Origin of the sequence: Vibrio sp. TRT 2004, from assembly GCF_050113735.1 — a bacterium.
Lineage (GTDB): Bacteria > Pseudomonadota > Gammaproteobacteria > Enterobacterales > Vibrionaceae > Vibrio.
Genome location: NZ_JBNJOH010000017.1, coordinates 53,864 through 76,913, shown reverse-complemented (window position 1 = coordinate 76,913; position 23,050 = coordinate 53,864). Strand labels below are relative to the sequence as shown.

General features: G+C 41.6%; 20 protein-coding genes. 7 read left to right on the top strand and 13 right to left on the bottom strand.

Translation table 11 applies throughout. From position 1 onward, the window contains the following. Positions 1 to 542: 542 nt before the first annotated feature. The 5 genes from ACQEXR_RS09325 to ACQEXR_RS09305 form a co-directional block, all read right to left on the bottom strand. Positions 543 to 992 carry a GNAT family N-acetyltransferase gene (locus tag ACQEXR_RS09325; protein WP_029835716.1) on the bottom strand — a complete coding sequence of 150 codons (450 nt, stop codon included), beginning with the start codon at positions 990 to 992 and terminating at the stop codon, positions 543 to 545. A 169-nt stretch (positions 993 to 1,161) separates the two neighbouring features. Further along, the gene (locus ACQEXR_RS09320) at positions 1,162 to 1,704 is read right to left on the bottom strand and encodes a GNAT family N-acetyltransferase (protein ID WP_053809106.1); all 543 of its coding nucleotides are present in this window, start codon (positions 1,702 to 1,704) and stop codon (positions 1,162 to 1,164) included. A gap of 10 nt (positions 1,705 to 1,714) precedes the next feature. Beyond that, complete coding sequence (locus ACQEXR_RS09315) at positions 1,715 to 2,893, bottom strand: methyltransferase domain-containing protein (RefSeq protein WP_029835714.1); 1,179 nt, start codon at positions 2,891 to 2,893, stop codon at positions 1,715 to 1,717. Positions 2,894 to 3,180: 287 nt separating this feature from the next. Next, complete coding sequence (locus tag ACQEXR_RS09310) at positions 3,181 to 3,657, bottom strand: hypothetical protein (RefSeq protein WP_427020182.1); 477 nt, start codon at positions 3,655 to 3,657, stop codon at positions 3,181 to 3,183. A 114-nt stretch (positions 3,658 to 3,771) separates the two neighbouring features. Beyond that, entirely contained in the window at positions 3,772 to 4,968 is a 1,197-nt protein-coding gene (locus tag ACQEXR_RS09305; protein ID WP_427020181.1) for a hypothetical protein, read from the bottom strand. 150 nt (positions 4,969 to 5,118) lie between these two features. On the opposite strand from ACQEXR_RS09305, the gene ACQEXR_RS09300 reads away from it, so the two are divergent. From ACQEXR_RS09300 to ACQEXR_RS09275, 6 genes are all read left to right on the top strand, one after another. After that, entirely contained in the window at positions 5,119 to 6,351 is a 1,233-nt protein-coding gene (locus ACQEXR_RS09300) for a chromosome partitioning protein ParB (RefSeq protein WP_427020180.1), read from the top strand. Further along, complete coding sequence (locus ACQEXR_RS09295; protein WP_101959597.1) at positions 6,351 to 6,572, top strand: hypothetical protein; 222 nt, start codon at positions 6,351 to 6,353, stop codon at positions 6,570 to 6,572. Before ACQEXR_RS09300 ends, ACQEXR_RS09295 begins: the two co-directional genes overlap by 1 nt. A gap of 313 nt (positions 6,573 to 6,885) precedes the next feature. Further along, positions 6,886 to 7,383, top strand: coding sequence for a hypothetical protein (locus tag ACQEXR_RS09290; protein ID WP_427020179.1), 498 nt, complete (start codon positions 6,886 to 6,888; stop codon positions 7,381 to 7,383). Positions 7,384 to 7,888: 505 nt separating this feature from the next. Then, a complete protein-coding gene (locus ACQEXR_RS09285) occupies positions 7,889 to 8,881 on the top strand; it encodes a retron St85 family effector protein (protein ID WP_427020178.1) in 993 nt (330 codons plus the stop codon). A gap of 2 nt (positions 8,882 to 8,883) precedes the next feature. Beyond that, positions 8,884 to 9,825 (top strand): retron St85 family RNA-directed DNA polymerase, encoded by a 942-nt coding sequence (locus ACQEXR_RS09280; RefSeq protein WP_114785413.1) that lies wholly within the window; start codon positions 8,884 to 8,886, stop codon positions 9,823 to 9,825. 391 nt (positions 9,826 to 10,216) lie between these two features. Beyond that, a complete protein-coding gene (locus ACQEXR_RS09275; RefSeq protein WP_427020177.1) occupies positions 10,217 to 11,692 on the top strand; it encodes an LA2681 family HEPN domain-containing protein in 1,476 nt (491 codons plus the stop codon). A gap of 241 nt (positions 11,693 to 11,933) precedes the next feature. Here the strand turns inward: ACQEXR_RS09275 and ACQEXR_RS09270 are convergent, their stop codons facing one another. The 6 genes from ACQEXR_RS09270 to rraB all read right to left on the bottom strand — a co-directional run bounded on the left by ACQEXR_RS09270 (position 11,934) and on the right by rraB (position 18,748). After that, positions 11,934 to 12,425 (bottom strand): hypothetical protein, encoded by a 492-nt coding sequence (locus ACQEXR_RS09270; RefSeq protein WP_427020176.1) that lies wholly within the window; start codon positions 12,423 to 12,425, stop codon positions 11,934 to 11,936. A 2-nt stretch (positions 12,426 to 12,427) separates the two neighbouring features. Continuing rightward, positions 12,428 to 12,637, bottom strand: coding sequence for a hypothetical protein (locus ACQEXR_RS09265; protein ID WP_427020175.1), 210 nt, complete (start codon positions 12,635 to 12,637; stop codon positions 12,428 to 12,430). A gap of 62 nt (positions 12,638 to 12,699) precedes the next feature. Continuing rightward, entirely contained in the window at positions 12,700 to 14,718 is a 2,019-nt protein-coding gene (locus tag ACQEXR_RS09260; protein WP_427020174.1) for a hypothetical protein, read from the bottom strand. After that, on the bottom strand, positions 14,718 to 16,559 hold the full coding sequence (locus ACQEXR_RS09255) for a hypothetical protein (RefSeq protein ID WP_427020173.1): 1,842 nt from the start codon (positions 16,557 to 16,559) through the stop codon (positions 14,718 to 14,720). Before ACQEXR_RS09255 ends, ACQEXR_RS09260 begins: the two co-directional genes overlap by 1 nt. Continuing rightward, positions 16,556 to 18,184 carry a tyrosine-type recombinase/integrase gene (locus ACQEXR_RS09250; protein ID WP_427020172.1) on the bottom strand — a complete coding sequence of 543 codons (1,629 nt, stop codon included), beginning with the start codon at positions 18,182 to 18,184 and terminating at the stop codon, positions 16,556 to 16,558. The genes ACQEXR_RS09255 and ACQEXR_RS09250 overlap by 4 nt, the downstream gene beginning before the upstream one ends. 141 nt (positions 18,185 to 18,325) lie before the next feature. Further along, complete coding sequence (gene rraB, locus ACQEXR_RS09245) at positions 18,326 to 18,748, bottom strand: ribonuclease E inhibitor RraB (protein WP_427020171.1); 423 nt, start codon at positions 18,746 to 18,748, stop codon at positions 18,326 to 18,328. A gap of 566 nt (positions 18,749 to 19,314) precedes the next feature. On the opposite strand from rraB, the gene arcA reads away from it, so the two are divergent. After that, positions 19,315 to 20,535 carry an arginine deiminase gene (gene arcA / locus ACQEXR_RS09240; protein WP_331417540.1) on the top strand — a complete coding sequence of 407 codons (1,221 nt, stop codon included), beginning with the start codon at positions 19,315 to 19,317 and terminating at the stop codon, positions 20,533 to 20,535. Between the two features lie 231 nt (positions 20,536 to 20,766). Here arcA and tldD read toward each other — a convergent pair whose 3' ends face one another. Further along, complete coding sequence (gene tldD / locus ACQEXR_RS09235) at positions 20,767 to 22,212, bottom strand: metalloprotease TldD (RefSeq protein WP_426951956.1); 1,446 nt, start codon at positions 22,210 to 22,212, stop codon at positions 20,767 to 20,769. A gap of 9 nt (positions 22,213 to 22,221) precedes the next feature. Next, a complete protein-coding gene (locus ACQEXR_RS09230) occupies positions 22,222 to 23,040 on the bottom strand; it encodes a carbon-nitrogen hydrolase family protein (RefSeq protein ID WP_138973818.1) in 819 nt (272 codons plus the stop codon). Positions 23,041 to 23,050 lie beyond the last annotated feature (10 nt).

The following is a 23,050-nucleotide window of genomic DNA, read 5'->3' as shown; positions in this document are numbered from 1 at the left end:
CTGAAACTCAGTATGTTGTTTAAAAATGAAGCATTATGGGCTGGTATGCCTTTTCTCTGAATTAAGCAACAAAGCCCAGAGAAATTGCCAATAATCCGCTAGCTTACGACGTTCTGAAGAACTTTCTCTTGTCTGAAGGCCGTAGTATTGCCAGACACGAGACTTATAAGAAAATCTTAGAGGTTTTTTAACGGTAGATTTAGTTATAAGTTTCGATTTGAGTTGAAATTTATTTCAGGGTACAAGTATTTCTAAGGATGGTTTGCATGTTATGCTGAAAAAGTGCATAACATGAATCTAACACAACTGGTTGAAGATGGAAGTTTTTGTCCATTTTCTTGAATCTCTGTAACAGTGATAAGCAGAGCCTGATTATGCTTTTGGATACTAAAAGTTATTAATAGGGTGAAAGTTAGTCCGTCGATGTCAAATTAAAAATGTCCAAAACCTTTCTAACCTAAGAGTCAGGATACATATATCTTGTCATAAATTGACCTATTTGGGGTAATGTTAAAGTGGGTACGATACTGATGACAATTCACTCAATTGCTTAAAATCATGATTTCGTAATCGGACTTTGAAAAATGAGCATTTTGATAAGCTCTAACAGCCGTACAGTTGTCTTTGTGAACATATAGGCGCAGCTCTAAGCCTTTTTGTACTTTCATTTCATGTTTTACCGCATCCAAAAGCAATGACATACGACCCTTGCCTCGCTGTGATTTGGATAAGAACATGCTTTGAATCCACCAGTAATAACCAGCGTTCCAGTCGCTCCATTCCCGAACCGCAGAGACACTCCCTACGGGAGTATCGTTCTCATCAACTAAAACCCAATAGGTAGCAATTGAAGGATCACGCAGCGCAACCAGAATGCCCTTTTCAAGTGTTTCTGGGATCTTAATACTCCCCTCAGCCTCTCTTGCTTCTTCAGAAGTGAAGTTAACAAGGTAGGGTAAGTCATCTAAAACGGCTTTTCTTACTTTCATCATAGCCCTCAAATTTATCAGTGGTTTCTAAAGGTTATCAAAGAATAATTGCTTAGAACATACACGGTATGTCCGTAGTGACTAGGTGAGCATGGTAAGAGCGCCGCTTAGAAAATAGCGTTTAAGCATAGCCATCTAAATTCAGAAACGATGGAATTTTCACGCCAATTAACTACCAATAATATGGATTGTCGATAGCGGGTAAGCATGTTGGTTTTCCCTCAATGTTAGGGAGCGCTTTACTGACTAAAGATTGTGCAATCCAACCTTCAGGGTAGGACAAGTCTAGCGGAGCTTGAATTATGTCCTGACTGATTGGAGCGAATCCTGTTTTTGAGTAAAAGTTGATATCCCCGTAAGTAATGGCAACGGTGATGCCTTTTTCTTTCAGTGTCGCTAACCCAAACTTGATCAATCCTTGACCTACACCTTGCCCATGACACTCTGTTGCAACGGCCACGGGGGCTAAAAGGAATATGTTTTCACCATTTGGAAACGATAGGCGAGAGAAAATGATGCTACCGATAATGCGTTCACTTTCATCTTGAGCAATAAACACATAAAGATCCTCATCTTTGGTTGGTAAAGTGAGAAAGTCTTCCACGAGTTTCGCAATTAATGCACCTTCTTCTTTACCCTCTGAATCCGAAAATGTGTTATTGAACAGTGTAATGATTTCTTGAGCTTGTTCTTGTTTGTACAAAGCGTATTTCATATATCTATCTCTAGTTTGCAATTTTTAAAATAAAGTACTGATAGGTAAAATCTTTTGCAGCACTGCGCTCGTAAATCGAAATCTCTTTGTTAATGTCCAATAACACTTGGGACGCAGGCATAGCAGCTTGTAATTCCTCAACTCGGTCTTGCAGAGGTTGCCAGTAGTTTTGCCATGCATCGACGCCTAATGAAAAGTGTTCGATCACGTCGTAGCCATGCTTTTTGAACAGAGCTAGCCGTTTAGGTATCGATTGAATGTCTGGGTAGTCTGCCAGCCAAAACTGTTTTGTCTCTTCGTCGGGAGAGTCAGTGAGCCAAACCAAATCACTCACCATCAACACGCCATTGTCTTTCAACAGAGGCTTCCATTGTTTTAGTGCGTTCTCCATTCCCATAATGTAGACGCAGCCTTCCGCCCAAATGGCATCAAAACTCTTTGCCTGAAATGGCAGTTCCGTCATGGAGGCACAAACAGGAGAAATCCGCTCATGTAACTGTGCATTTTGGATTTTTTTATTGAGCTGTTCGATGGCAATAGGCTCATTATCCACGGCGGTAATGTGCGCGGTACTGTTATCGGCTAGCAGTAATGTTGAGGTGCCAGTGCCGCAACCAATATCTAAAATATCGGTCATTGTCTGAGGAGACATTAATGAAATCGCTTTTAAAGAGTCCTTGTGACTCCCTGGCCCCCATCTTTCTAATGTTGCAAAGACCGTCATAAAGTCTTTCATGTAACTCTCGTGTTCGTTCATATCTTTTGATAGCCACTTCAATCGGAGCGCTTCTTTTTCACTGTAACCCTGCGTACTTAACCAGTTTAAGTAAGCGCTAGGCGCACTTTGACTCAGGGAATGGTGTAACTCTCTTTGTGGACGTTCCCCAAGTAACGCCAGTAGCAACTCACGAGCGTGGATTTTTTTATCAATTTCATGGTTGAGTTGCGTCAGCCGATTTTCCAATAAGCTTCTACTTAACTTCGCGTCCAAGCATTGTTCGCACTCTTTCAATGAGAGTCCTGCGCTTTGAAGTTGCTGAATCAATAACAGTCGCTGCAAATCGTTTTCGCTGTAATAGCGATATCCATTGTCAAGACGCTGGCCGTTAATCAGCCCTAACTTCTCGTAATAGAGTAAGGTGGTGCGAGAGATACCCACCTTCGTCGCCAGTTCAGAAATCAAATACATGTGCGATTTGACCCAGTGTTCTTAGTATTTGGATAGTATGAACTGTAGAGTAGTAGACAGGTCAAGTAGACTTGTTCGAATTTTTCACCAACAGTGGCAGAAGTGAGATGATGGTGGTGAGGACTGCGGATGATTTTGAGATACTAGTCGGTAGCTAGTAGCCAGTTTTCAATACCAGAACTTATTTATGAATAGCTAAATTAGCAAACTCCCCAAAACAGAATTGTCCAATTATGAGTGATAATACAAACAGATTTATACCAGCAGACCGAGTATGAGTTGCTACACTAAACAGCTTTCAATGCATGGATTTTGGCTATCAACTCATCTGTAACCCCTAAACCAAAAATTGATTTTAAGTAGCGCTCAGGGAAAGCAGGTAAAATCTCAGAATCAGCATCACCACACACATACCAAACTGCTTCCAGTGCTTGAGAGTGAGCTATCATTCTTCTAATTGGATCACTGTCTCCCATTCGTATATTCAAGATTTTATCTGGTGCTAGTTCTCTTTCATCAAAGAGCTTGTTTGCAATAAATAAAGAACGTGTATATCTAGTACCTAAAGGGTAAAGCTTAAACCCAGATTCAATAGCAGCTCTACGAAGTTTATCTATTCCAGCAAGGTCAGGTCTAACCGCTTTTAGTAAATTGGTGGGAGAGTTCTTGCGCCACTCCTCGTAAGCATGTGAAACACTCTGATTGTTTTCTATGTACTGCTGTGAATAGAAAAGGCTAAATGTATCGAAATATAAAATTTTCATTAGCACTTAAACTCCTAAGCTAGATAGCTTGATACCAAATCAGGTCTGGCAACAGTTAAACGAAACAGTGACGAATACATTGTGATTTGTACGTATGAAATACAAGAGCTACCGCTATTTCTTAACATTCAGTACAGCGAAAAAATACTCGAACAAACCAACCCTAAATTGACGGGTCGAACCAGCTGCATTTTTGTAAATTCGCCCCTTAGAATCTAACTCCATAACAGAACAATTAGACCAGTGTTTAGCGTTTTTACTATAGTTCAGTTGACCTAACACCTTACTAGCGATTTTTAGATCCTCACACGAGGCCCCATTAGACACTAGCTGATGTATTGTTAACCCTAAAGCCAGCCAAACCTGTGGTGACAAATGATAGCCAGATCGATTATCAACGAAGGCCTCCCTCAAAGATTCAAGCCATCCTTTCATGAAAGCTACGACAAAATCGATGTAACCACTTGAGAGCACAGAAGAGATTCTTTCACCTGAATTAAGAGTAATGTCCTTCGACATTTTGCTGTAATCCTGAGTTCCAACACCAGCAACAGCACCGACTATCAGCTTAAACAGAACATATTCTGTAGCAATATAACGCTCTGAGACTTTTACATGCTTTGCGTTAAAGTTAACACCCCCGTACGATTCCATGTCAGTTCTAGCTATAAGTTCCTTAATGAAGGACCTCAGTGGATAGCTTTCATAAGACATAGCACCTTGAGCATCTACAATATGGGGTAAACTCATTGAAGAGTCGAAGGTACGGCTTTGTTTAAATAGTTCAATAACATCGGCACTGCTAAGTCCTTGTTGATCGTCAAAAACAACTCGAATCTCTACGCTTTCCATAGCTAAACGTTGCCTAAGCTCACTCTGAGAGTTCGCTTCTTTGACACTAAGCCTTGAACTAAATAAAAACGTTTTAAGCCCCAATATTTTGCAAATAGCTACCATCCCTAAGACATTCCCCACGACGTAAGTATCCGAAGAGTCATACTTCAGCGATGAGGTTAGATTAGAAGAACCTTTCAAGTTAGGCTTTCCCAAAACTGCAAATGTCAAAGTCAATGGAGCACTGATAGAGTCATTAAACACTAGCCTCTCAAGCTCCGTCTGGATTGCCTGAACCTTTTCAACATTTGTCGCGTTAACTGCCGCGTCAGCAACCCAGTTCAACTCAGGTAAAAGCCTATCAATAGAAAAATAAGTACTAATTTCTACTATTGGCATCGTTGAGATCAGAGTTTTCAAACTGCGACCTCTTGATGGCACCAACATCCCACTGATTTTTTTTTCTGAAAGTCTCAAATCTTTTCATCCATTTATATACCAAACGCAGTCTAAATTAAAATTAAAATTTGATCCGACATACACGTCGGATCAATAATGACTTTGAGTATTGGTTGAGTGAATAGCTCCTAACACTACACTTCAAGCCGTAAGACAGAGAATTACCATATGACAAATAAACATACAGATAGCTTAAATGAGATATCAGATGAAGCTTTGGAATCGTCCATCGTTGATAGCTTAGTCGAACGATATGAGGAAAAAGAAAGCACCAGTTACCTTGCTAGTTCTAAGCAACTTTTAGAGACAGCGACCACGGTTCTATCCTCAAAGACAATCGACGATATATTTAAATCCAAAGCTCGTTATTACTCAGGAGTTAGAGCAGTCCAAACCACTTTGAAGCACCTAGTTATCTACATTACTCCTCAACTCGCTAGGGATATGCTGAAGTTCTCCCAAAGAGGAGCTATAAACACAAAAAATAAAAACCGAAAGCTGAGTAAAGCGAAGGTAAAAAAATACGCTGAAGATATGAAAAATGGGCAATGGTGTTTAACAGGTGAGCCTATCATCATCTCTAATGACGGAGAAATACTGAATGGTCATCACCGCCTGGAGGCCTCATATGAAGCAGGAGTAGGCTTTATTGCACCCATAACATATGGAGTTACTGATGAATTGTCTTTTGCTCATATCGATGTAGGGAACATGCGCTCAAGATCGCAAGTTCTGGAGATGGCAGGTGTTAAGGTAAACGCCAACGTACTATCTCGCGTAGCGATGCTATCGAAAGCCTTCAAAATCACCTCTAACCCTTATGCGTTCAGAGGGACTCAAGGGACTTCTTTCCAGCCAGCTGAAATACTAGCTTATGTAGAGGAGAATGAAGAACTTGCGCTGTCTGTCGACTTTGTAGCCCAAGCTGTTAAACGACATAAACTTGAAAGCCAAGCATCAGAAGCAATCTACGCATTTGCTCACTGCCTAATAAAACAAAAGCTGAAAGGTTACCCACAAAATGAAACATTGCCTTTAGATCCAGAAACCTACCTCATGCGGATAATTTCATCACTAGGGCTTGAGTCAGAAGACGATATCGAATACCAAGTTCGCAATTACCTTCAATCGCTAGTCACTGAATCCAGCTCTTACTCATTGCTTTGTAAATTGTCCGCAATATTCAAAGGTTGGAATATGCATTTAGGTATTCCCGTTGTGGGAAACAAAGTCAGTGTTCGCCGAGTAGCTCGCTTCAGAAAAGACGAAGATGGGAACAAGATACCAGTACCATCAGCAGGTAACATCAATGAAGCATTTACCATTCCATGTCTTCCGAAAGGGCCAACCCCTAAGCGAATTTCACAGCAAGCAAATATGAAGAGTTTAGGGAAAGGGTAATGAAAAAAACTCAACAAATAGCCCCAGATCTAGAAGCTTTTAAGTTTCACAAAGATATTCCTTTTTCCGTTGTTGATCCTACAAATTTGCCCGCAAACTTAAAGGATGCCTTAGATGAGTTCATGATAGGACAAACTGTTCCACATGACACTTACATCTACGCCCATGATTATGAACTCTTCCAACGCTTAGTTAAGTCCGGACAGATAAAAATAGAATAACTTTCACACGCAGGGTGGCAGTTCGTTTGATTTGCCACTTAACTAGCCTCAAAACAATAAGATGAGCTTTTAAACGATTTGTCTGTGTCGGTCACTATGAGCTACCTGCCGATTTGTAGAAGTCAAGTAACTGGCCAGAACTTTTTCACTCGACACTTTCTAGAACGACAGTACCCTATTTCTTGTTTGGACTGATTCAACACACTTCCACTGAACCGTAGTATGGGGAAGGCAAAGGTACTGGTTCAAGTGTTCTTACTAACCTAAATTCGCATGTAAATATGAGAGTTCATTATCAATACGGGGACTTCGCATGAGAATGATCTTTGAAATGCGTTACCGCCGCACAGGACAATTTATTTACACGAAAAATGAGATCTGCTCGATTTACCAAACTGACAATGTTGAACAGGTATTGGCTAGAAGTCCTTATCTCGTAAATATTCAGTTTGAATTGATTGTGTATTTAGGCTCTCAAAGACCTTCAGATGCCATTGAGCTAGTCGCTTTATCACTCCGTAAAGATCAACAGTGCTATATATCATTCGAAGACGCTCTATCACGTTGGCATGTAATCTCGCAGATACCCATGATGTTAATTCTGGCAACAACAGGAGGATCCGGTCTGTACACAACACCATTTGGTCGTATTGAGTTTGTACATGTTGAGCACACCAATAAAGAAATTTTAGAAAACACTGTCGAGTTTAAATATTCGCTTAGGCTCGCTAAAAAATGGAGGGCTTTCGAAGACTTAAAGTATATCGATCGCTGTATGGACTTAATCGACTATGCCGAGCTTTACACTTAAGATTGAGTAACGCACTTCTGCCAGTTCCATGCTGTCTCACCTTTGCCCCAAAACGTGTTTAAGCAACAGAAAACCTACATGGGATATGTTTAGTCTTTAGCTTGCAGTACAAACCTTAATACGGAGCAGTGCAAGAGGGCCTTGCTCTGGGGGGTATATGAAGGACTCTTTTAGTAGTAAAATTTTGCGATTATCTAGCTCATTTAAAACAAAGAGCTTTGATGGGGAATCATATATCCGTTATAGTACTTACACCTTTACGCGTGGATTTGAAAAACGAGAATTCGTTGTTCAATCTTGTCGGGCGCTCAGCCAGACAAATGTTTATTGAGGATATTTAGGGCTGCGCAAGCATCGCTTTGCACGATCCTTCGTTCCTCAGGAGCGCACAAAGCGATGCTTGCGCTTCCTTTAGGTAAAGGCAACACAAGGCGACTCGTTCGCCTTGTGTTATTTCCGATTACTAACAATTTACATCCAATAACAACTGAGAAAGGACAGCCAGTTGCCTTCTACTCCTTCCAATCAAGATTCTTATTTGCTAGCACTTTCTAGTATCTTTACGAATCTTGATTTTAGGAAATTTACAGTCCATTTTACCCCTCGAATAACTTTCATCTGTGGTGGCCCAATAGAATCTAGTTCCTCTGTATATCCAGCTAGCCTTAGAGAGAGAATTTTACTTTACCTCGATGAGCATCATAATGAAATTGAGAGGAATACTGTCGTTGCTGAGTCTTTTGCTGATTATTTTCAAAAAGGTCAATATTCGAACTTACTACAATTTGAAGAAGATATTGCAAATGTTGCATCACTGATTGTTATCTGCCTTGAAAGCGCAGGCTCCTTGGTTGAGTTTGGGTTGTTCTGCAATCATGCGAGCACATCTGATAAATTATTAGTATACATTCCTGAAGAGCACTACGATGGCGTGGATTCTTTTATTGCCCTAGGGCCATTAGCTCAACTCAAAGCAAATTCGAGTAAATCTGTACTAGCTTATCCCTTTCCAGACTCAAGTAAACAAGCATATGAAGACATCGACCTAGTTGTCGGAGATCTTGTAGAAAAGTTAGACAGCAGCCCTAAAACAGGTCAGTTTGATGAGGGAAACTCAGGTCATATCGCTTTTCTAATTCATGATATTGTTTCTTTATGTACCCCAATCAAAAAGCTGGAAATTATGAAGTGTATGACTGATTTAGGGATAGAGGGGGTTACTGAGCGTAGATTGTCTACGTTGTTGTATTTATTGATGAAAATTGGCTTGGTTGGACAAAAAACGTATAGCCACGTTGATTACTTTTTTTCTACCCAACCTTCACTCACTAAACTTACATTTGGCAAATGTAAAGACACGTCAACTTTTGATAGGTCATCTAAGTTCGTCGAGATAAAGCAGACGTTCATGCTTCACCAAGAAGGTGAGAGTCAATCGACCAAGAAACGTAGACTTGTACAAGGTAAAATTAACGAAATTCTGAAGGGGCGATCATAGATATGAATATCTTGGATAAGATTTCAGAGTTATCAGGTATACCTCAAGATATGTGCGCTAGATTTGTCGTATCAGCTCCTGTTCGCTACAAACGGTATGAAATACCAAAAAGAAACGGTGGAGGCACTAGACTCATAGCTCAACCGTCAAAAAGTGTTAAGCCTCTACAAAGAGTATGCATAAGCGAGCTTAGAGGCGTATTGCCTATACATGGATCTGCGTTGGCTTATGAAGCAGGTACTGGTATTAAAAGAAATGCAAATAAGCATCGCTACAACAGGTACTTGTTGAAGATGGATTTTACTAACTTTTTTCCATCAATTAAGCCTGATGTTTTATTGAGTACCTTTGAACAACACAATGTAGCATTGACTGAGGTGGACAAATTTGTACTCAGTTCATTGTTGTTTTGGAAGCCAAGTAGAAGCGAGTCAACCTTAGAGTTGAGTATAGGTGCGCCAAGCTCTCCATTTATATCAAATGCGGTTATGTATTTCTTTGATGTTGCAGTTACGGAGTATTGTGAACGTAAAGGTATAACTTACACGCGCTATGCAGATGACTTAGCTTTTAGTACTAATACCGCAGATATTTTGTTTGAACTCCCTAAATTCTTGAATGAGTTAGTGCAGCAGCCGAGTATGTCTTTCTTACGGTTTAACACTGATAAAACTGTATTCGCTTCAAAGAAAGTGAATAGGCATATCACTGGAGTCACGATCACGAATGATGGGCGATTATCGCTTGGACGAAAGCGTAAAAGAAAAATAAGTTCGTTGATACATCGTTTTAGCTTGCAGCAATTGAGGTGCGATGAGGAGGTCAATGAACTAAAGGGAATGTTAGGCTTTGCTAAACATATTGAACCCATTTTTGTTCGTCGCATGTGTCAAAAGTACGGTGAAGAAATCATACTTAAAATTCAAAAGTTCAACTCGGACTAGAGATAATTATTGTTGTAGGTTGCTTGATTCTTTTGGGCGTTTATAGATGCTTTCCATACAAAATTACCCATATATTCTTTTGTTGTTAGGGTGTAATGCACCTACCTACCACTAGTGAAATTTATTATTGTCGCAGTTTCCGTTCTAAGGAATACATAATAAACGAGCAAGGAATCAACATACTTCTCCTAATATGACAGACCCCTTTTAGAGCATCAGGTCTAACAAGATACTGTCCAGAACCTTCACAATTAGCACTTCGTAGCACAGAAGTGCCCCTTTCTTTGCTAGCACGGTGTTTTGCTTTGGTTCAATGACGTGCTATTTGACTTATTTTTTCTCATACCTGTAATGTAACTAGTAGTTTGAAGGCAGTACAAGGAATTGCATAGTGCTAAATAAAGAAATTGAAAATCTGGGCTTCGAAATTGACCTTGCGTGTGATAACAATGATTTTTTGAAGCTAGAGCAACTGCTAGTAGGTTGCGATTCTCTTATGGACAACGAGACAAGCGAGAATCGTTCAGTCTTGTATTTCTACAAAGCTAACTGTTATGCAGCACTGCGTATGATAGAACGGAAAGACGCATCTGATACTTGGAATTGGCATCAGGAAAGGCTAATCACCGAGGTACTAAACCTACGGAAGGCTGTCGCTGAAACTGGCTTCGAACAACTCAATGAGGTGATGCAGTGTAAAATACTGACCAATATAGCTAACGGATTGAGTTCACTAGGACGAGCAATTGAATCAATTAATTACTATGAAAAAGCTCTGTCTCGTATTGATAATTTTGCTATGGCATTAGGTAACAAAGCAATTGGTCAAGTTCACTATGGACAGCACTTATATGATCATGGGCATAGTGGTATTTTCTTTTTCCATGCGCATAAGGAGCTTAATCGCTTTGGTACTGAGCCGCTGTTATGGGACAGTGGAATTCAACAGGACGCGTTAGAGGCTTTTATTGGTTACAGGGACTTCACGGAAAGCGTTCTAAAAGAGATTGAGTTCGACAGTAGTTTTGATTTCAACAACTTCTCATTAGGTGAGCACAAAAAAGAGCAGGATTACAGAAAGTGGTGCTTACAGCATAAGCTATTTATGAATCCTCTGAATGATGTGTTCTCCGCAACCATTGCTGCAAACGATGTTCTGCACCTACCTAGTCATGTATACGCAGTCGGAGAAGAACCTCGATTTCCAAAATATTTCAACTTGCTAAAGCAAGAGTTCATAGTAGCTCGACATATGCTCTACGAGTTTAGCTCTGCTGATTTTGGTCACTATTCTGACAATGACGTTCTGCTAGAAAATGGATTAGATGGTGTGCATTTTGGTTACCGAAACGAGCTACTGAAAAGCTCGTTGAGAGTGTCATATTCTATCTTCGACAAAATAGCTTTGTTCCTAAACGACTATATGAACATAGGGCTGAAGGTAGATGGTGTCAATTTCCGTAATATTTGGGGAGCATACAATAACAAAAAGCAAAAACTAGAAATCCGCTCATGTTTTCTAGATAGCGAAAACTGGCTATTACGAGGTTTATACTTTTTATCAAAAGATTTGTATGCCCCTAACTTTATTGATGTCGCTGAACCACAAGCTAGGGAATTACATTGCATTAGAAAAATGGCAGAACATAGGTATTTGGGGATTCAAGAGTACCCAGCTCAGGTCGGTGATACTGAGTATTTGAAGTATATAACTGTCGATGACTTAGCAGATAAAGCGTTAAAGATGCTGCAATTATCTCGTGAAGCATTGATTTATCTTTCTTTGGCAATGCACATAGAAGAACGTAACCGTGAAGAAGCAAGAGGTAATGGTTTAGTCGTACCTGTACAATCCACACCACTTTAAAACGGTTGTAGTTATGCAATATTTCAGCTAATCCGCTTTTCACTAAATTAGTAATATCATTGACTCGTTTATGTCCAAAAGCTTCCTAGAGAGATTGATCAGGCATTATTGTCACTTTCACAATGTTTCGGTTAGCAATGCGCCCCTAAAATGCTCAAACTTTACCTTTTAACAACCTAAGGGTTATTTGAAAGGGCACTTTTCCGATCAAACTATATTGTCTTCCGACAATAGATCACAGTTACTTTTTATAACTTTCATACTCAGCAACACTATCAGTAAGCTCTTGTTGAAGCTCAAAGACTCTAAACATTAACGACTTATTCAATGCTTCAAGTTCATCATTGATGGCTAGCGCCTCATCTCTCTCTGCACGATAATCTTCTTTGAGTTCGGTTTGCTTCTTTAAATCAGCTTTGAGCCTATCGATTTCGCTCATATCTTCCGTGAGAGGAGCTACTACAAACAGTTCAGGGTTATCTAGGATTTCGTTGTATGCCTCGATAGCAGGGTTAGCAACCTTATCAACGAACTCTTTGAATTTATGAATGTAGCTACGCCCTAAGCCCGCCTCATTGTTGATTTTATTGAGGGTCAAGCGACCTGTGGTCTTGGTTCGCAGAGGTTTGCCATCTTGTAGCCGATCTAACGCCAGTTGGAGTTTTTCTTCTCCAGAAAGTCCTTTTTCTGCTTGCACCAGTTTTTTTAGTACGTCTTGTTTGGTAAGTGACATCGCTATTTCTCCGCCGCAATCGAGCGCTTGTATTCTTCTATCTGCTGCTTAAAACTAGCCAACAGTGGCTCTGGCACAAGCATAACCTTCGCTTCAACCGCCGATTTCTTACACCCCGCACCAGTACGTTTTCCGTCGTGACCATGTTTCCATTCGAACTCATCAATGAAAGACATTTGATTTTCATGTTTTTTCTTGTCTTTGGTTGCCATATTCCAGAACTCCTGTGGCCTCTTGATTTACGTTACACTTTCCATGTCTTCTTGATCATGAATTATGTAACATTATTCAAGTTGATCTCATCGGTGAACGGTTCGTAGGGAATTTCGTGTGCCTTCAACGTCAGTTCCTCAACCTGAATCTTCTGTTTTAGACCAGTTAGAATCGAGCTTTTCAGTGGATCGCCAGTATTTAGGTTCGTAAACTTAACAATCAGCCGATCTCGTTGTTTGGCAATCACTTTGGCACCTTTATCGGTGACAACCTTATGCTCACACTCTTTGATTTCTGCGCGAAATGACAAAGTCCCGCACACTCGGTCACAAGAAGCATTCGTACAATAGGCACCACTAGGGAGTTGCATAATATGGAAGTTTCCGCGACGAAGGTTTCCCTCAATTTCCTCACGAGTCATGAAAACACTTTCCCCTGCCTCTAGCCTCCTCATTCGGTCTTGCATGATTTCTTCACCTTTAGCACCACTCAAGTACCCACTTTTATTATAAATTTCATCAAAAAGGTCAACACCTAAATCAATACCTGCCACTTTCAAGTCTTCAAGGATTTCTTCATCCATTAGAAGGTCATTCATCTGCGCAAGTTCAGCGTTGTTGGCATAGTAGCCCGACATGTTGATATTTTCGTGCTTGAACTGAAATTTAATTCCAGAGGCTGTACCAAATCCGTACCGAACGAAAAATACCGCAAAAGTTCGTCTAAAATCGTGAGAGGACAACCCTGAGTATGTGCCACCAACTTTTAGCTCTCCCTCTCTTGTTGGATTAAGATCATTAAACTCTTCAACATCTTCAACAGTCGCTTTGTAGGCTAGTTTTTTGACGAAATTTTTTATTGCTCTTTTAGGGTTGAATATGTAGTTGTTGCTATTTTGACGTGTTGCATCAGGCACTATAAATGCTGACTCCACCTGCCTTCTCATATGGTGAATATTTTTTTTGGTTTCGCCCTGTCTTTCTTTTTCATCAACATCCTTTTGATAAAGCGATCGGTTAGCCGCCATCATGTCGTAGGCTAGCTCTAGTGCAGCTTTAGCTGCGGGATGCGATTGCCATGTAACAGTCTCAGGCTTAGCATTATTACGCTTAGTTGTTTCCCCTGTAAGGACTGTGACCTTCTTGCTATCAACTGTGACTTTTTTAGCACTACCGGAATTAAAGCTTACCGCCTCACCAATTCGAACACCTGAGAACCCCTGAGTAACGATTAGACAACTGACCAAAATATCAGAGAGCAATGTACCATCTAACCTTACATCAAAGTCAGGAATGTCATGAGCTATGCGTTTTAAAGCTCCGGTAACCCTTCTGTTTACTGCTCTAGTTTCCATTGATAGTTCATCACGCCCAAAACCACGACCGCAAGTGGTCAGTCTTTCCCCTGACTTTACCCGCTCCTGAATATCATACGCTTGAGTCATAACATTAGAAATGTCATGACGATAGGGGTGATATTTTTCAACCACTTCTAGGGCGCGAGACAGGATGCGCTGATACAATTGATGGGGAATAGCGACGTGCTGTTTTGAGCCATTACCGGATGCACACTTCCATATAGCCTTTGAATCAATGAAGACGTTTAACTCGCCACACTCCGTCAATTTGTTAAATGAGGTAATAATTTTTAAAATACTGCCAGATCCAAGTTTCTTTTGTTTCAGTTGACGAAGGAAATATTTGAAGTTGCGAGTATTTTCTAGGCTGCGCCATTCTGTACTACCCAAGGCGTCTGCGGCCAACTGCAATGCTCCCTTTATTGAAGTCATAGAACTGACTGATATATATGAAGATTTTTTACCCTTGTGATCGTGATATATCTTATATAACGCATCCTGTATTCCGTTAACATATTCAGGCTTTGTTGCCTTAAAACTCATGGTTAACATATATCGAACACCCACCGTATGCTTGGGTGAGAAGTCCCACTCCTCTACGTGGTATGGTTTATCTTTGGCATCAAGTTTATCTAACCCTTCCATTAAAAACGCCGTTGGAGACTTTTGAAAAGGCGCTAGTGAAGTCACGTTATTGTTGGTGTTGCGTTTGTGATTATTCATTAAAATGCCTCCAGTAAGTCCATTAGGCTATATCCATCACTGTAAAGCGGGTGAGGAGATTCGCTATGTTTTTCCTGAGCCTGAGCATAATTATCAGGGGAAACTTCTTTAAATCGCGTTAAAATCGATTCTATGGTGTTGCACAGCTTGCGAAACTTATCCGTTGGCAGGCTATTAATTGCGGGATAATCTTTCATTTGCTGTAACGTGTCATTGAAAGACATCATCAACCAAATATCTTCTACCTCAGACACCAACCGATGATATTCACATTCAAAACAGCCGAGAAAGTCGGTGCATTTTTTATCTTCTGACTGTTTAATACCCATTTTTTCTAAATTTTTCTTAACCGTATTTGCTACGCCTTTCTTCGCATCTTTACAGCGAACACCAAGTGGCGTTTGTGCGTCATTCTCCCGTTCTTCTTTACGCAGCCGCTTATAGTCATAATCACTCAACACATCGGCGTAGCGGTACTTTGCCTGACTTGCTGCCTCATAAGGGTCTGTTCCATTTTTCACAGCGTCATATAGGGCTTCACTTGACGCCGCAAGACCCCGTTTATGGTCGCTTTCGTTGCCATGAGCGTAACTAGCCCTAATCGTTTTAACGTCGTTATTTGCCGACATCGAGACTAGGTAAATATCTTCAGTCACCTTCATTAAAGTGTCGATCTTGGTTTGACGCAATATCGAAGGAGTAATATGGGCAAGCCCTAATTTATTCGTAAGCGTATTAATCGTCTTTTGAGGTTTGCTTTGCCCTGCTTCGACAAAACCTTTTATTTCACCTGACTGCATAAAGTAAGGAAAAACCCAATCAGTGCCTGACTCCTTCTGGAGTGCTTTAGAAATATTCAACCATTGATGGAAGAACTCTTGAGTCTTTTTATGAAACCCCAGAGAGGTGTCAAAAGCTAGGTGTTTGGCTCGGGCTTTAGTCATATCAAAATACACCTTTCCATATGACTGTTCAGTAAATCTCACATCGCTAAAACGAAGATTTAAGAGAGGGGTCGTGTTCTGCCCTGTAAAACAGAATGCAAGCATCGAAGCCAACTGAGAAAAACTATTACGTGTTGCATTTTCGGTGCGCACGGCAAATTTAAACCCTATCTTTTCGTATCCTTTCTCTTTGTTATCCCACCCCTTATCTTCTGCCAACTTATTAAATCTCGTTTCATCCCAGAAAGGATGAATGTCAGGCAACGTTCCTTCAAGAAAATGCTTTCTAAATTGACCAAAAGCCGCAATAAAACATCGAACTAACGGTTTGAACTCACTAGAAATGTCAATTCCTTTGTGGGATTTAGTTTCTTTTTTTATCCTTTTGATGGATTTTAACCCCTTTGCCTCCAAGGTGCGGTTCTGGGATCTAAGAAAGAAACTCAACATTTTCTTTTTGGTTTCCCACACTGCCAACGATTGTTCACCTCGGTTACATTTCTCTTGGTTGTAGTCCATGTAGGCGTTATAGAGGTCTGGGTGAAAATAATCGCCCTCAATCGCCTCTCGTTGCGTATTATCGAGCCAACGGATATACCCCCTCAATTGATGAAAATGACCTCTCTTAGTGCGATTGAAATCTGTTTTTAGCAGCAGGTAGATATCCCGAGCGAATCGCTCTCTACCCACAACAGGGATGTAGTCCATCCCCTTTAATTTCCCCCCCTGCGGGGCATAGTTAGGCGCACCTTTATAAACAAGTTGATCAATATGGGATCTAAGTCCATCACACTTCAGTTTTAATTCTGACAAGTTAAGCGGCTCAACCGTGGCGGCAGGTTGCCCATAAAAATCGTCATCAAGTTGAACGGATTTAGAGCGATTTTTACGACTCATTGAGATGCCTCATGTTTGTAAGTTTGTTCGACGTCAGGGAGGTTATCTAATTCTTCTTCCTCATCGAACACACCAAGATAATCCAGTACATCCTCCCAAATTTCATCACCTGTTGGCTGATCTTGGGCTATTTGCAAGTAAAGTAAGGTTGTAGATAGGTCTTCATGCCCAAGGAGTGCTGACACTCGTGCTAGTGCATCGTCAGAGTTCATTTTTTTCAACAACGTCCGAAAAATAGAGACAGCAAAAGTAGCGCGAAGGTTATGAACCACTGCGTCAATATCATTGACCAGATTAACCCCTGCGGTCTTTCTTACTTCATTCCATCGGGTGTTGATTTCTTCTAACTTCTTAAAGATCGGCACTCCTGAGTTGCTAATAAATAGATATTGCTTGCCCTCATCGACACCATCGACACCATCAAAATACGCATCATTGCCAGCCTCTCTCTCGATCACACACCTCTCCCTAAATTTCTCTAGGCGCTTTTTGTATCTTGCTGAATGACTGTATTCGTAAAGCTCAAGCATCAATGAGCTAGGGATAATTGTATGGCGAGATTTATTGTTATAGCCGCCACTAGGATCTTTAGTCAGAGAGCCATATTGGTTACCGACACCCAGCCTCAACATGGCATCTTTCGTATTAGGGCGAATAATTTGCCCTAAGTGCAAACTCGCGCTTTCCTCCTTACGAAGCCCTGTGTACCGAAGAAGGCGAAATAACAAACAATATTCCTCAGGTAGACTCACGAGCTTTTCCTCACCCCTAACGTTCTTGAGGACTCGCCTAGTTTGAACAAGAATGTTCTTAATTTCCCTCCACTCACTATTCGTAAGCGGCTTTAACTCGCGATTAGAATTAGGTAGTTTTCCACCGTCATTCTTTTTCGACTTAGGAAAAGTCAATTTAAGATCGGTAGTTTGAATCTCCTTGCGTTTGCGAGCTTTCATGTCCGTATCGCTGGTCTCCAAGTCAATCAGGAGGGTTTCAAATTTAAATGGTGGGTTGTTAAATCTCATGCCCTGCCTGAGGTGATATTTGTAAAAATCAACCATTGAGCGCACGTATGACATTGCAGTAGTTTTAGCCAATCCGGTGCCATCGAGCGTGGTTTTTTCGACAGCATTTCTATACATAGTCGTGACACGTAAGTGTTTTCTGGGAGAAAAGCTATCCCAAGCAGGGCGAGGGGGGTCAAATAGAGGATCGTAATCTTCATTATCATACTTATCGTCCCATTTCGCCTGAGCGTCCAATATAAACCTGAAATAATGGGTGAGAGCCTTAGAGGCTTGCTGAGCATCCTCTTTTTCATAGACAAAATGTTTAGCAAGGATGAACTCATTTACGTAATTCATTGGTTCGTAGGAAACTAAATCCCCTTTAACGAAAATCGGATTACCGTGTTCATCCTTAATTGGTTTATCGTTCTCATCGAGCAGATTTACCTTCTTGTAACCAACTAGACTCAGGAAGATAACCTTCTTAATGTGAGTATGATTGTCTTTGTTTGGAGAGTACTTGTATTGAGGCTCACCATTTTCATCAATGAATACTGATGGTTTTCGATAAGTGAAGTGCTTTATTGTTTTTGTTTTTATGTCGTAAATGATTTCATCCATTTATTAGTTGCCATTTTTATCCCCAGACTGACATTTACCCTACCACACATTCTCACCATTAAAAGGTGTATGGTTGCACCTACCAACAAAAAGACAAAAAAAAGCCTCACCATGTGGCAAGGCTCTCATTTATTCTCACTTTTATTCATCATCAAAATCGTCGGGTTGCACATATTCGTCAGAATCGTAGGGGTGTTCATAGTAAGTACCCCAACCATCGTAGATGATGTCGTACTTCTCAGCGAGATGAACCAGTTTTTCAACTTGCGCGTCTATAGCTTCAGCGTTCAATGCAGATTCCATTGTCGCATCACAGCATAGTAGCTTGTTGCCATCTTCGTCTTCTGTCTCTTCTGCTTCAAGCACTTCAAAACCCATTTTGAACGCTTCAACAACAGCTTTTTCTAGGGTGTTGAAGTCTTCAGCAAATAGGTGGTGCTCAATTTCATACAGAGCATCTGGATCACTGCCATCTTCTAGCAGGGCTTGGATGATTTCGCGAGTCTCTTCCTTTTGAATCTCAATTAATTCTTCGACAGATAGATATTCATCTTCGTGAGACATATTTAGTGCTCCAGATAGTGACATAGTTGATCTTAGTTAACAGCGACGAAATATCGCATGGATCCAGAAAAATTACTACCCGGAATATGACAGGATCCAGATCTTTCTGCTGTTACAATCCCAAGTTCAAGTAAGATCGACCTCACAAGATCGCAAATTAACAATTTTTTATCATTTGCTCGATTCAGAATTATCTATCAATCCGCTACCGATGTTAGCAACGTATCCTTTATGCGTTTTTATTAATGCCCTTTGCATATCCTACTCTTCATTCAATCTGCATAAAAACATACCAATACAAATCTGACTGGTTAAAATCTGCATAGCTATGCTCGCTGGGTCAAATTATCCTCACTCTACCCATGATCTAAGAACGCATAGCGACGCACACTTTGGCACTTCGACTTACAAATATAAAATAAAATTTAAACCCACATTTATGTTAATTTCTAGAATTAAAATTTAAAACAAGCAAACTTGACAGTTATTACATCCAGTAAGTGCGCTTGCATCTTTATAACAATCTTGCCATAAATACGCTCTGAAACTTAATGTAAGGATACAAAATGAGTAAGTTGTACGTAGGCTCAGAAGTTGGTCAATTAAGACGTGTTCTGTTAAACCGTCCAGAGCGAGCACTCACCCACCTCACCCCTTCAAACTGTCATGAACTGCTTTTTGATGATGTTCTCGCGGTTGAAGCGGCAGGGGAAGAGCATGATAAGTTTGCCCAAACCCTTACCTCTCAGGGGGTTGAAGTACTACTACTACACGACTTACTTGTTGAAACCTTAGCGGTCGAGGAAGCTAAGACTTGGCTGCTCAATACCCAGATATCCGACCTTCGCTATGGGCCGACATTTGCGAAAGATTTGCGCCACTATCTCGCAGAGATGGACAATGAGCACTTAGCGACTGTTTTACTAGGTGGATTAGCGTATTCCGAGCTGCCAATTCAGTCAGCCTCTATGTTGCCTAGCATGCATCGTCCACTCGACTTTGTTATCGAGCCACTTCCTAACCACTTGTTTACTCGTGATACCTCTTGCTGGGTTTACGGTGGTGTGTCGCTCAACCCTATGATGAAGCCTGCACGTCAACGTGAAACCAATCATTTACGAGCAATTTATCGTTGGCATCCCGTCTTCGCAGGACAAGATTTCATCAAGTATTTTGGCGATGAAGACCTTCACTACGACAACGCTAATATTGAAGGTGGTGATGTACTGGTTATTGGTAAAGGGGCGGTTCTTATCGGCATGTCTGAACGCACGACCGCGCAAGGTGTTGAAAATCTTGCGGCAAGTCTGTTCAAACATGGTCAAGCTAAAGAAGTCATCGCAATTGAGTTGCCAAAACACCGTTCATGTATGCACCTTGATACCGTAATGACGCATATGGACATCGACACCTTCTCTGTCTATCCAGAGATCATGCGTAAAGATCTCAATACTTGGCGCCTGACACCAAAAGATCACGGTGATATGAAGGTCGAAAAAGTGCCAAGCTTTATCCATGCTATTGAACAAGCTCTTGGGCTCGATTACCTGAAAATCATCACTACTGGTGGTGACAGTTACGAAGCGGAGCGTGAGCAGTGGAATGATGCCAACAACGTACTGACGGTCAAGCCAGGGGTTGTGATCGGCTACGAACGCAATGTCTACACCAACGAGAAATATGATAAAGCAGGAATTGAAGTACTCACGATTCCGGGCAATGAACTGGGTCGTGGACGTGGTGGTGCGCGTTGTATGAGTTGCCCTATCGAGCGTGACGGGATCTAGTTCCGAGTTCCGAGTTCCGAGTTCCGAGTTCCGAGTTCCGAGTTCCGAGTTCCGAGTTCCGAGTTCCGAAAATTTAAAGGGTTGACACAAAGTGTCAACCCTTTACTTTTACATCCAGGCAATTAACTCCTAAAAAAATATCACTGCCTTCAATTTTTGTCTCACTTACCACCGCTACCTCTAGAAGGACGAAGTCCGCTCTAGGTACTCGAAGCAATGCGTACTCGATTTCTACTCCGTACCACCCACTGTAATTGAGTCCAATTTCAATGTTGGTTGCCCAACTCCTACAGGTACGCTCTGGCCTGCTTTACCACATATACCAACACCGCGGTCAATGCTTAGGTCATTACCTACCATAGAGACCTGCTGCATGGCTTCGATACCTGAGCCGATGAGGGTTGCGCCTTTCACTGGGCGAGTAATCTTGCCGTCCTCAATCAAATACGCTTCAGATGCAGAGAAAACAAACTTACCAGATGTAATGTCAACCTGACCACCGCCAAAGTTAGGAGCGTAAAGGCCCTTCTTCACCGTTGAAATGATCTCTTCAGGTGTATGCTGACCAGGCAACATGTAGGTGTTAGTCATACGCGGCATAGGCAAATGTGCATAGGATTCACGACGGCCATTACCTGTCGGGTTAACCCCCATTAAACGAGCATTGAGCTTGTCCTGCATGTAGCCTTTTAGTACGCCATTTTCAATCAGTGTGTTGTATTGACCGTTCACGCCTTCATCATCAACATTCAAAGAGCCACGTAAGTCTTTTAATGTGCCATCATCAACGATCGTACAAAGGTTTGATGTCACCTTTTCACCAATCTTACCACTAAAGACCGAAGATTCTTTACGGTTGAAGTCACCTTCTAAACCATGCCCTACCGCTTCATGGAGCAACACACCCGGCCAACCAGAGCCGAGCACAACTGGCATTGTTCCTGCTGGAGCTGCATCGGCTTCTAGATTAACGAGAGCCATACGAATCGCTTCATCAGCATACTGATAAGCGACTTTTGCACCGTCAGTTTCAGTGAGGAAGAAGTCGTAGCCAAAACGACCACCACCGCCAGAGCTACCACGCTCGCGACGGTCACCTTTTTGGGCCAGAACGCTAATAGATAAACGTACAAGCGGACGAATATCCCCAGCATAAGTGCCATCGGTTGCCGCCACCAGCATCTGCTCATGAACACCGCTGAGGCTCACAGAAACCTCTTTGATTAACGGTTCCTTAGTTCGAATATAAGCATCCAGCTCTTTCAACAACTGCGTTTTCTGCTCTTTTTCCCAACTTTCCAGTGGGTTTACAGCCGCATAATAATCTTGATTATCACTGCGCGTAAATGCTTGTACACGGCCGCTCTGTCCTTGCTGAGCAATTCCGCGAGCAGCGATTGCACTCTGCTTAAGACCTTCCAAGTGAATTTGGTCAGAGTACGCAAAACCTGTCTTTTCTCCAGTTACTGCACGAACGCCGACACCACGGTCAATATTGAACGAACCATCTTTAATAATGCTATCTTCAAGAACAAGCGATTCATGCCAACTCGATTGAAAATAGATATCGGCATAATCAATTTGGCGAGTTGCTATGCTCGACAATGTATCAGCAATATCTTGTTCGCTGAGCCCGGCGGTCTTTAACAACGCGTCTTCTACGTGATTTATGGTCATACTTTGCTCTTAATGTTGTAACTGATTGCTGAATCGAGCATGCTGAGCTACTGGCATCGCTGCTCTTAATTCTTCTACTTGAGTTAGGTCGATATCGACCAATAAATTATCGGCTTGATCAGAAAGGCTACTCATAACCTCTCCCCAAGGTGAAATAACCATCGAGTGGCCCCAAGTTTCACGTCCACACGGGTGTGTTCCGACTTGATTTACTGCGACTAGCCAAGATTGGGTTTCAATAGCACGTGCTCGTAGCAATATTTCCCAGTGTGCTTTCCCTGTTACTGCAGTAAAAGCCGCAGGAACAAAAATAAGGTTAGCTCCAGATCTAGCCAGTTCGCTGTATAAGGTTGGAAAACGAACATCATAGCAGATAGTCAACCCTAGGTGGGCAAACGGTGCTTGATAGGAGACAATTCGTTCTCCCGGCGTGAAGGTTTCTGACTCGCGGTAACGCTTGTGTCCATCGGCGACATCTACATCAAACATGTGTAGTTTGTCATAATCAGCAACTCGTATTCCGTTTGGATCAAACAGTAATGAGGTTGTTGTAACCCCCACATCACGCTTGATTGGCATGCTTCCAATCAACAGCCAAACGTTATTGTCACGCGCTAACTGAGCAAGGAAGTGCTGGATAGTTCCTTCCCCTAATGGCTCCGCATGTTGGTGGTAGTCACTACGGCTACCAAACACCAGAGCGTTTTCCGGAGTGACTATCAATTTAGCCCCTGCACGCGCCAACTCACCTACCTGTTGTTGAATATAGGCCATATTCTGCTGTGGGTTAGGCCCTGATGTCATTTGAATGAGTCCGACTCGTTCCATGAGCAAAAAT

Bases quoted from the DNA above. Each gene is read 5' to 3' on its own strand.
- ACQEXR_RS09325 (WP_029835716.1), bottom strand. From the start codon at position 992: ATGATGAAAGTAAGAAAAGCCGTTTTAGATGACTTACCCTACCTTGTT.
- ACQEXR_RS09320 (WP_053809106.1), bottom strand. From the start codon at position 1,704: ATGAAATACGCTTTGTACAAACAAGAACAAGCTCAAGAAATCATTACA.
- ACQEXR_RS09315 (WP_029835714.1), bottom strand. From the start codon at position 2,893: ATGTATTTGATTTCTGAACTGGCGACGAAGGTGGGTATCTCTCGCACC.
- ACQEXR_RS09310 (WP_427020182.1), bottom strand. From the start codon at position 3,657: ATGAAAATTTTATATTTCGATACATTTAGCCTTTTCTATTCACAGCAG.
- ACQEXR_RS09300 (WP_427020180.1), top strand. From the start codon at position 5,119: ATGACAAATAAACATACAGATAGCTTAAATGAGATATCAGATGAAGCT.
- ACQEXR_RS09295 (WP_101959597.1), top strand. From the start codon at position 6,351: ATGAAAAAAACTCAACAAATAGCCCCAGATCTAGAAGCTTTTAAGTTT.
- ACQEXR_RS09290 (WP_427020179.1), top strand. From the start codon at position 6,886: ATGAGAATGATCTTTGAAATGCGTTACCGCCGCACAGGACAATTTATT.
- ACQEXR_RS09280 (WP_114785413.1), top strand. From the start codon at position 8,884: ATGAATATCTTGGATAAGATTTCAGAGTTATCAGGTATACCTCAAGAT.
- ACQEXR_RS09270 (WP_427020176.1), bottom strand. From the start codon at position 12,425: ATGTCACTTACCAAACAAGACGTACTAAAAAAACTGGTGCAAGCAGAA.
- ACQEXR_RS09265 (WP_427020175.1), bottom strand. From the start codon at position 12,637: ATGGCAACCAAAGACAAGAAAAAACATGAAAATCAAATGTCTTTCATT.
- ACQEXR_RS09260 (WP_427020174.1), bottom strand. From the start codon at position 14,718: ATGAATAATCACAAACGCAACACCAACAATAACGTGACTTCACTAGCG.
- ACQEXR_RS09255 (WP_427020173.1), bottom strand. From the start codon at position 16,559: ATGAGTCGTAAAAATCGCTCTAAATCCGTTCAACTTGATGACGATTTT.
- ACQEXR_RS09250 (WP_427020172.1), bottom strand. From the start codon at position 18,184: ATGGATGAAATCATTTACGACATAAAAACAAAAACAATAAAGCACTTC.
- rraB (WP_427020171.1), bottom strand. From the start codon at position 18,748: ATGTCTCACGAAGATGAATATCTATCTGTCGAAGAATTAATTGAGATT.
- arcA (WP_331417540.1), top strand. From the start codon at position 19,315: ATGAGTAAGTTGTACGTAGGCTCAGAAGTTGGTCAATTAAGACGTGTT.
- tldD (WP_426951956.1), bottom strand. From the start codon at position 22,212: ATGACCATAAATCACGTAGAAGACGCGTTGTTAAAGACCGCCGGGCTC.
- ACQEXR_RS09230 (WP_138973818.1), bottom strand. From the start codon at position 23,040: ATGGAACGAGTCGGACTCATTCAAATGACATCAGGGCCTAACCCACAG.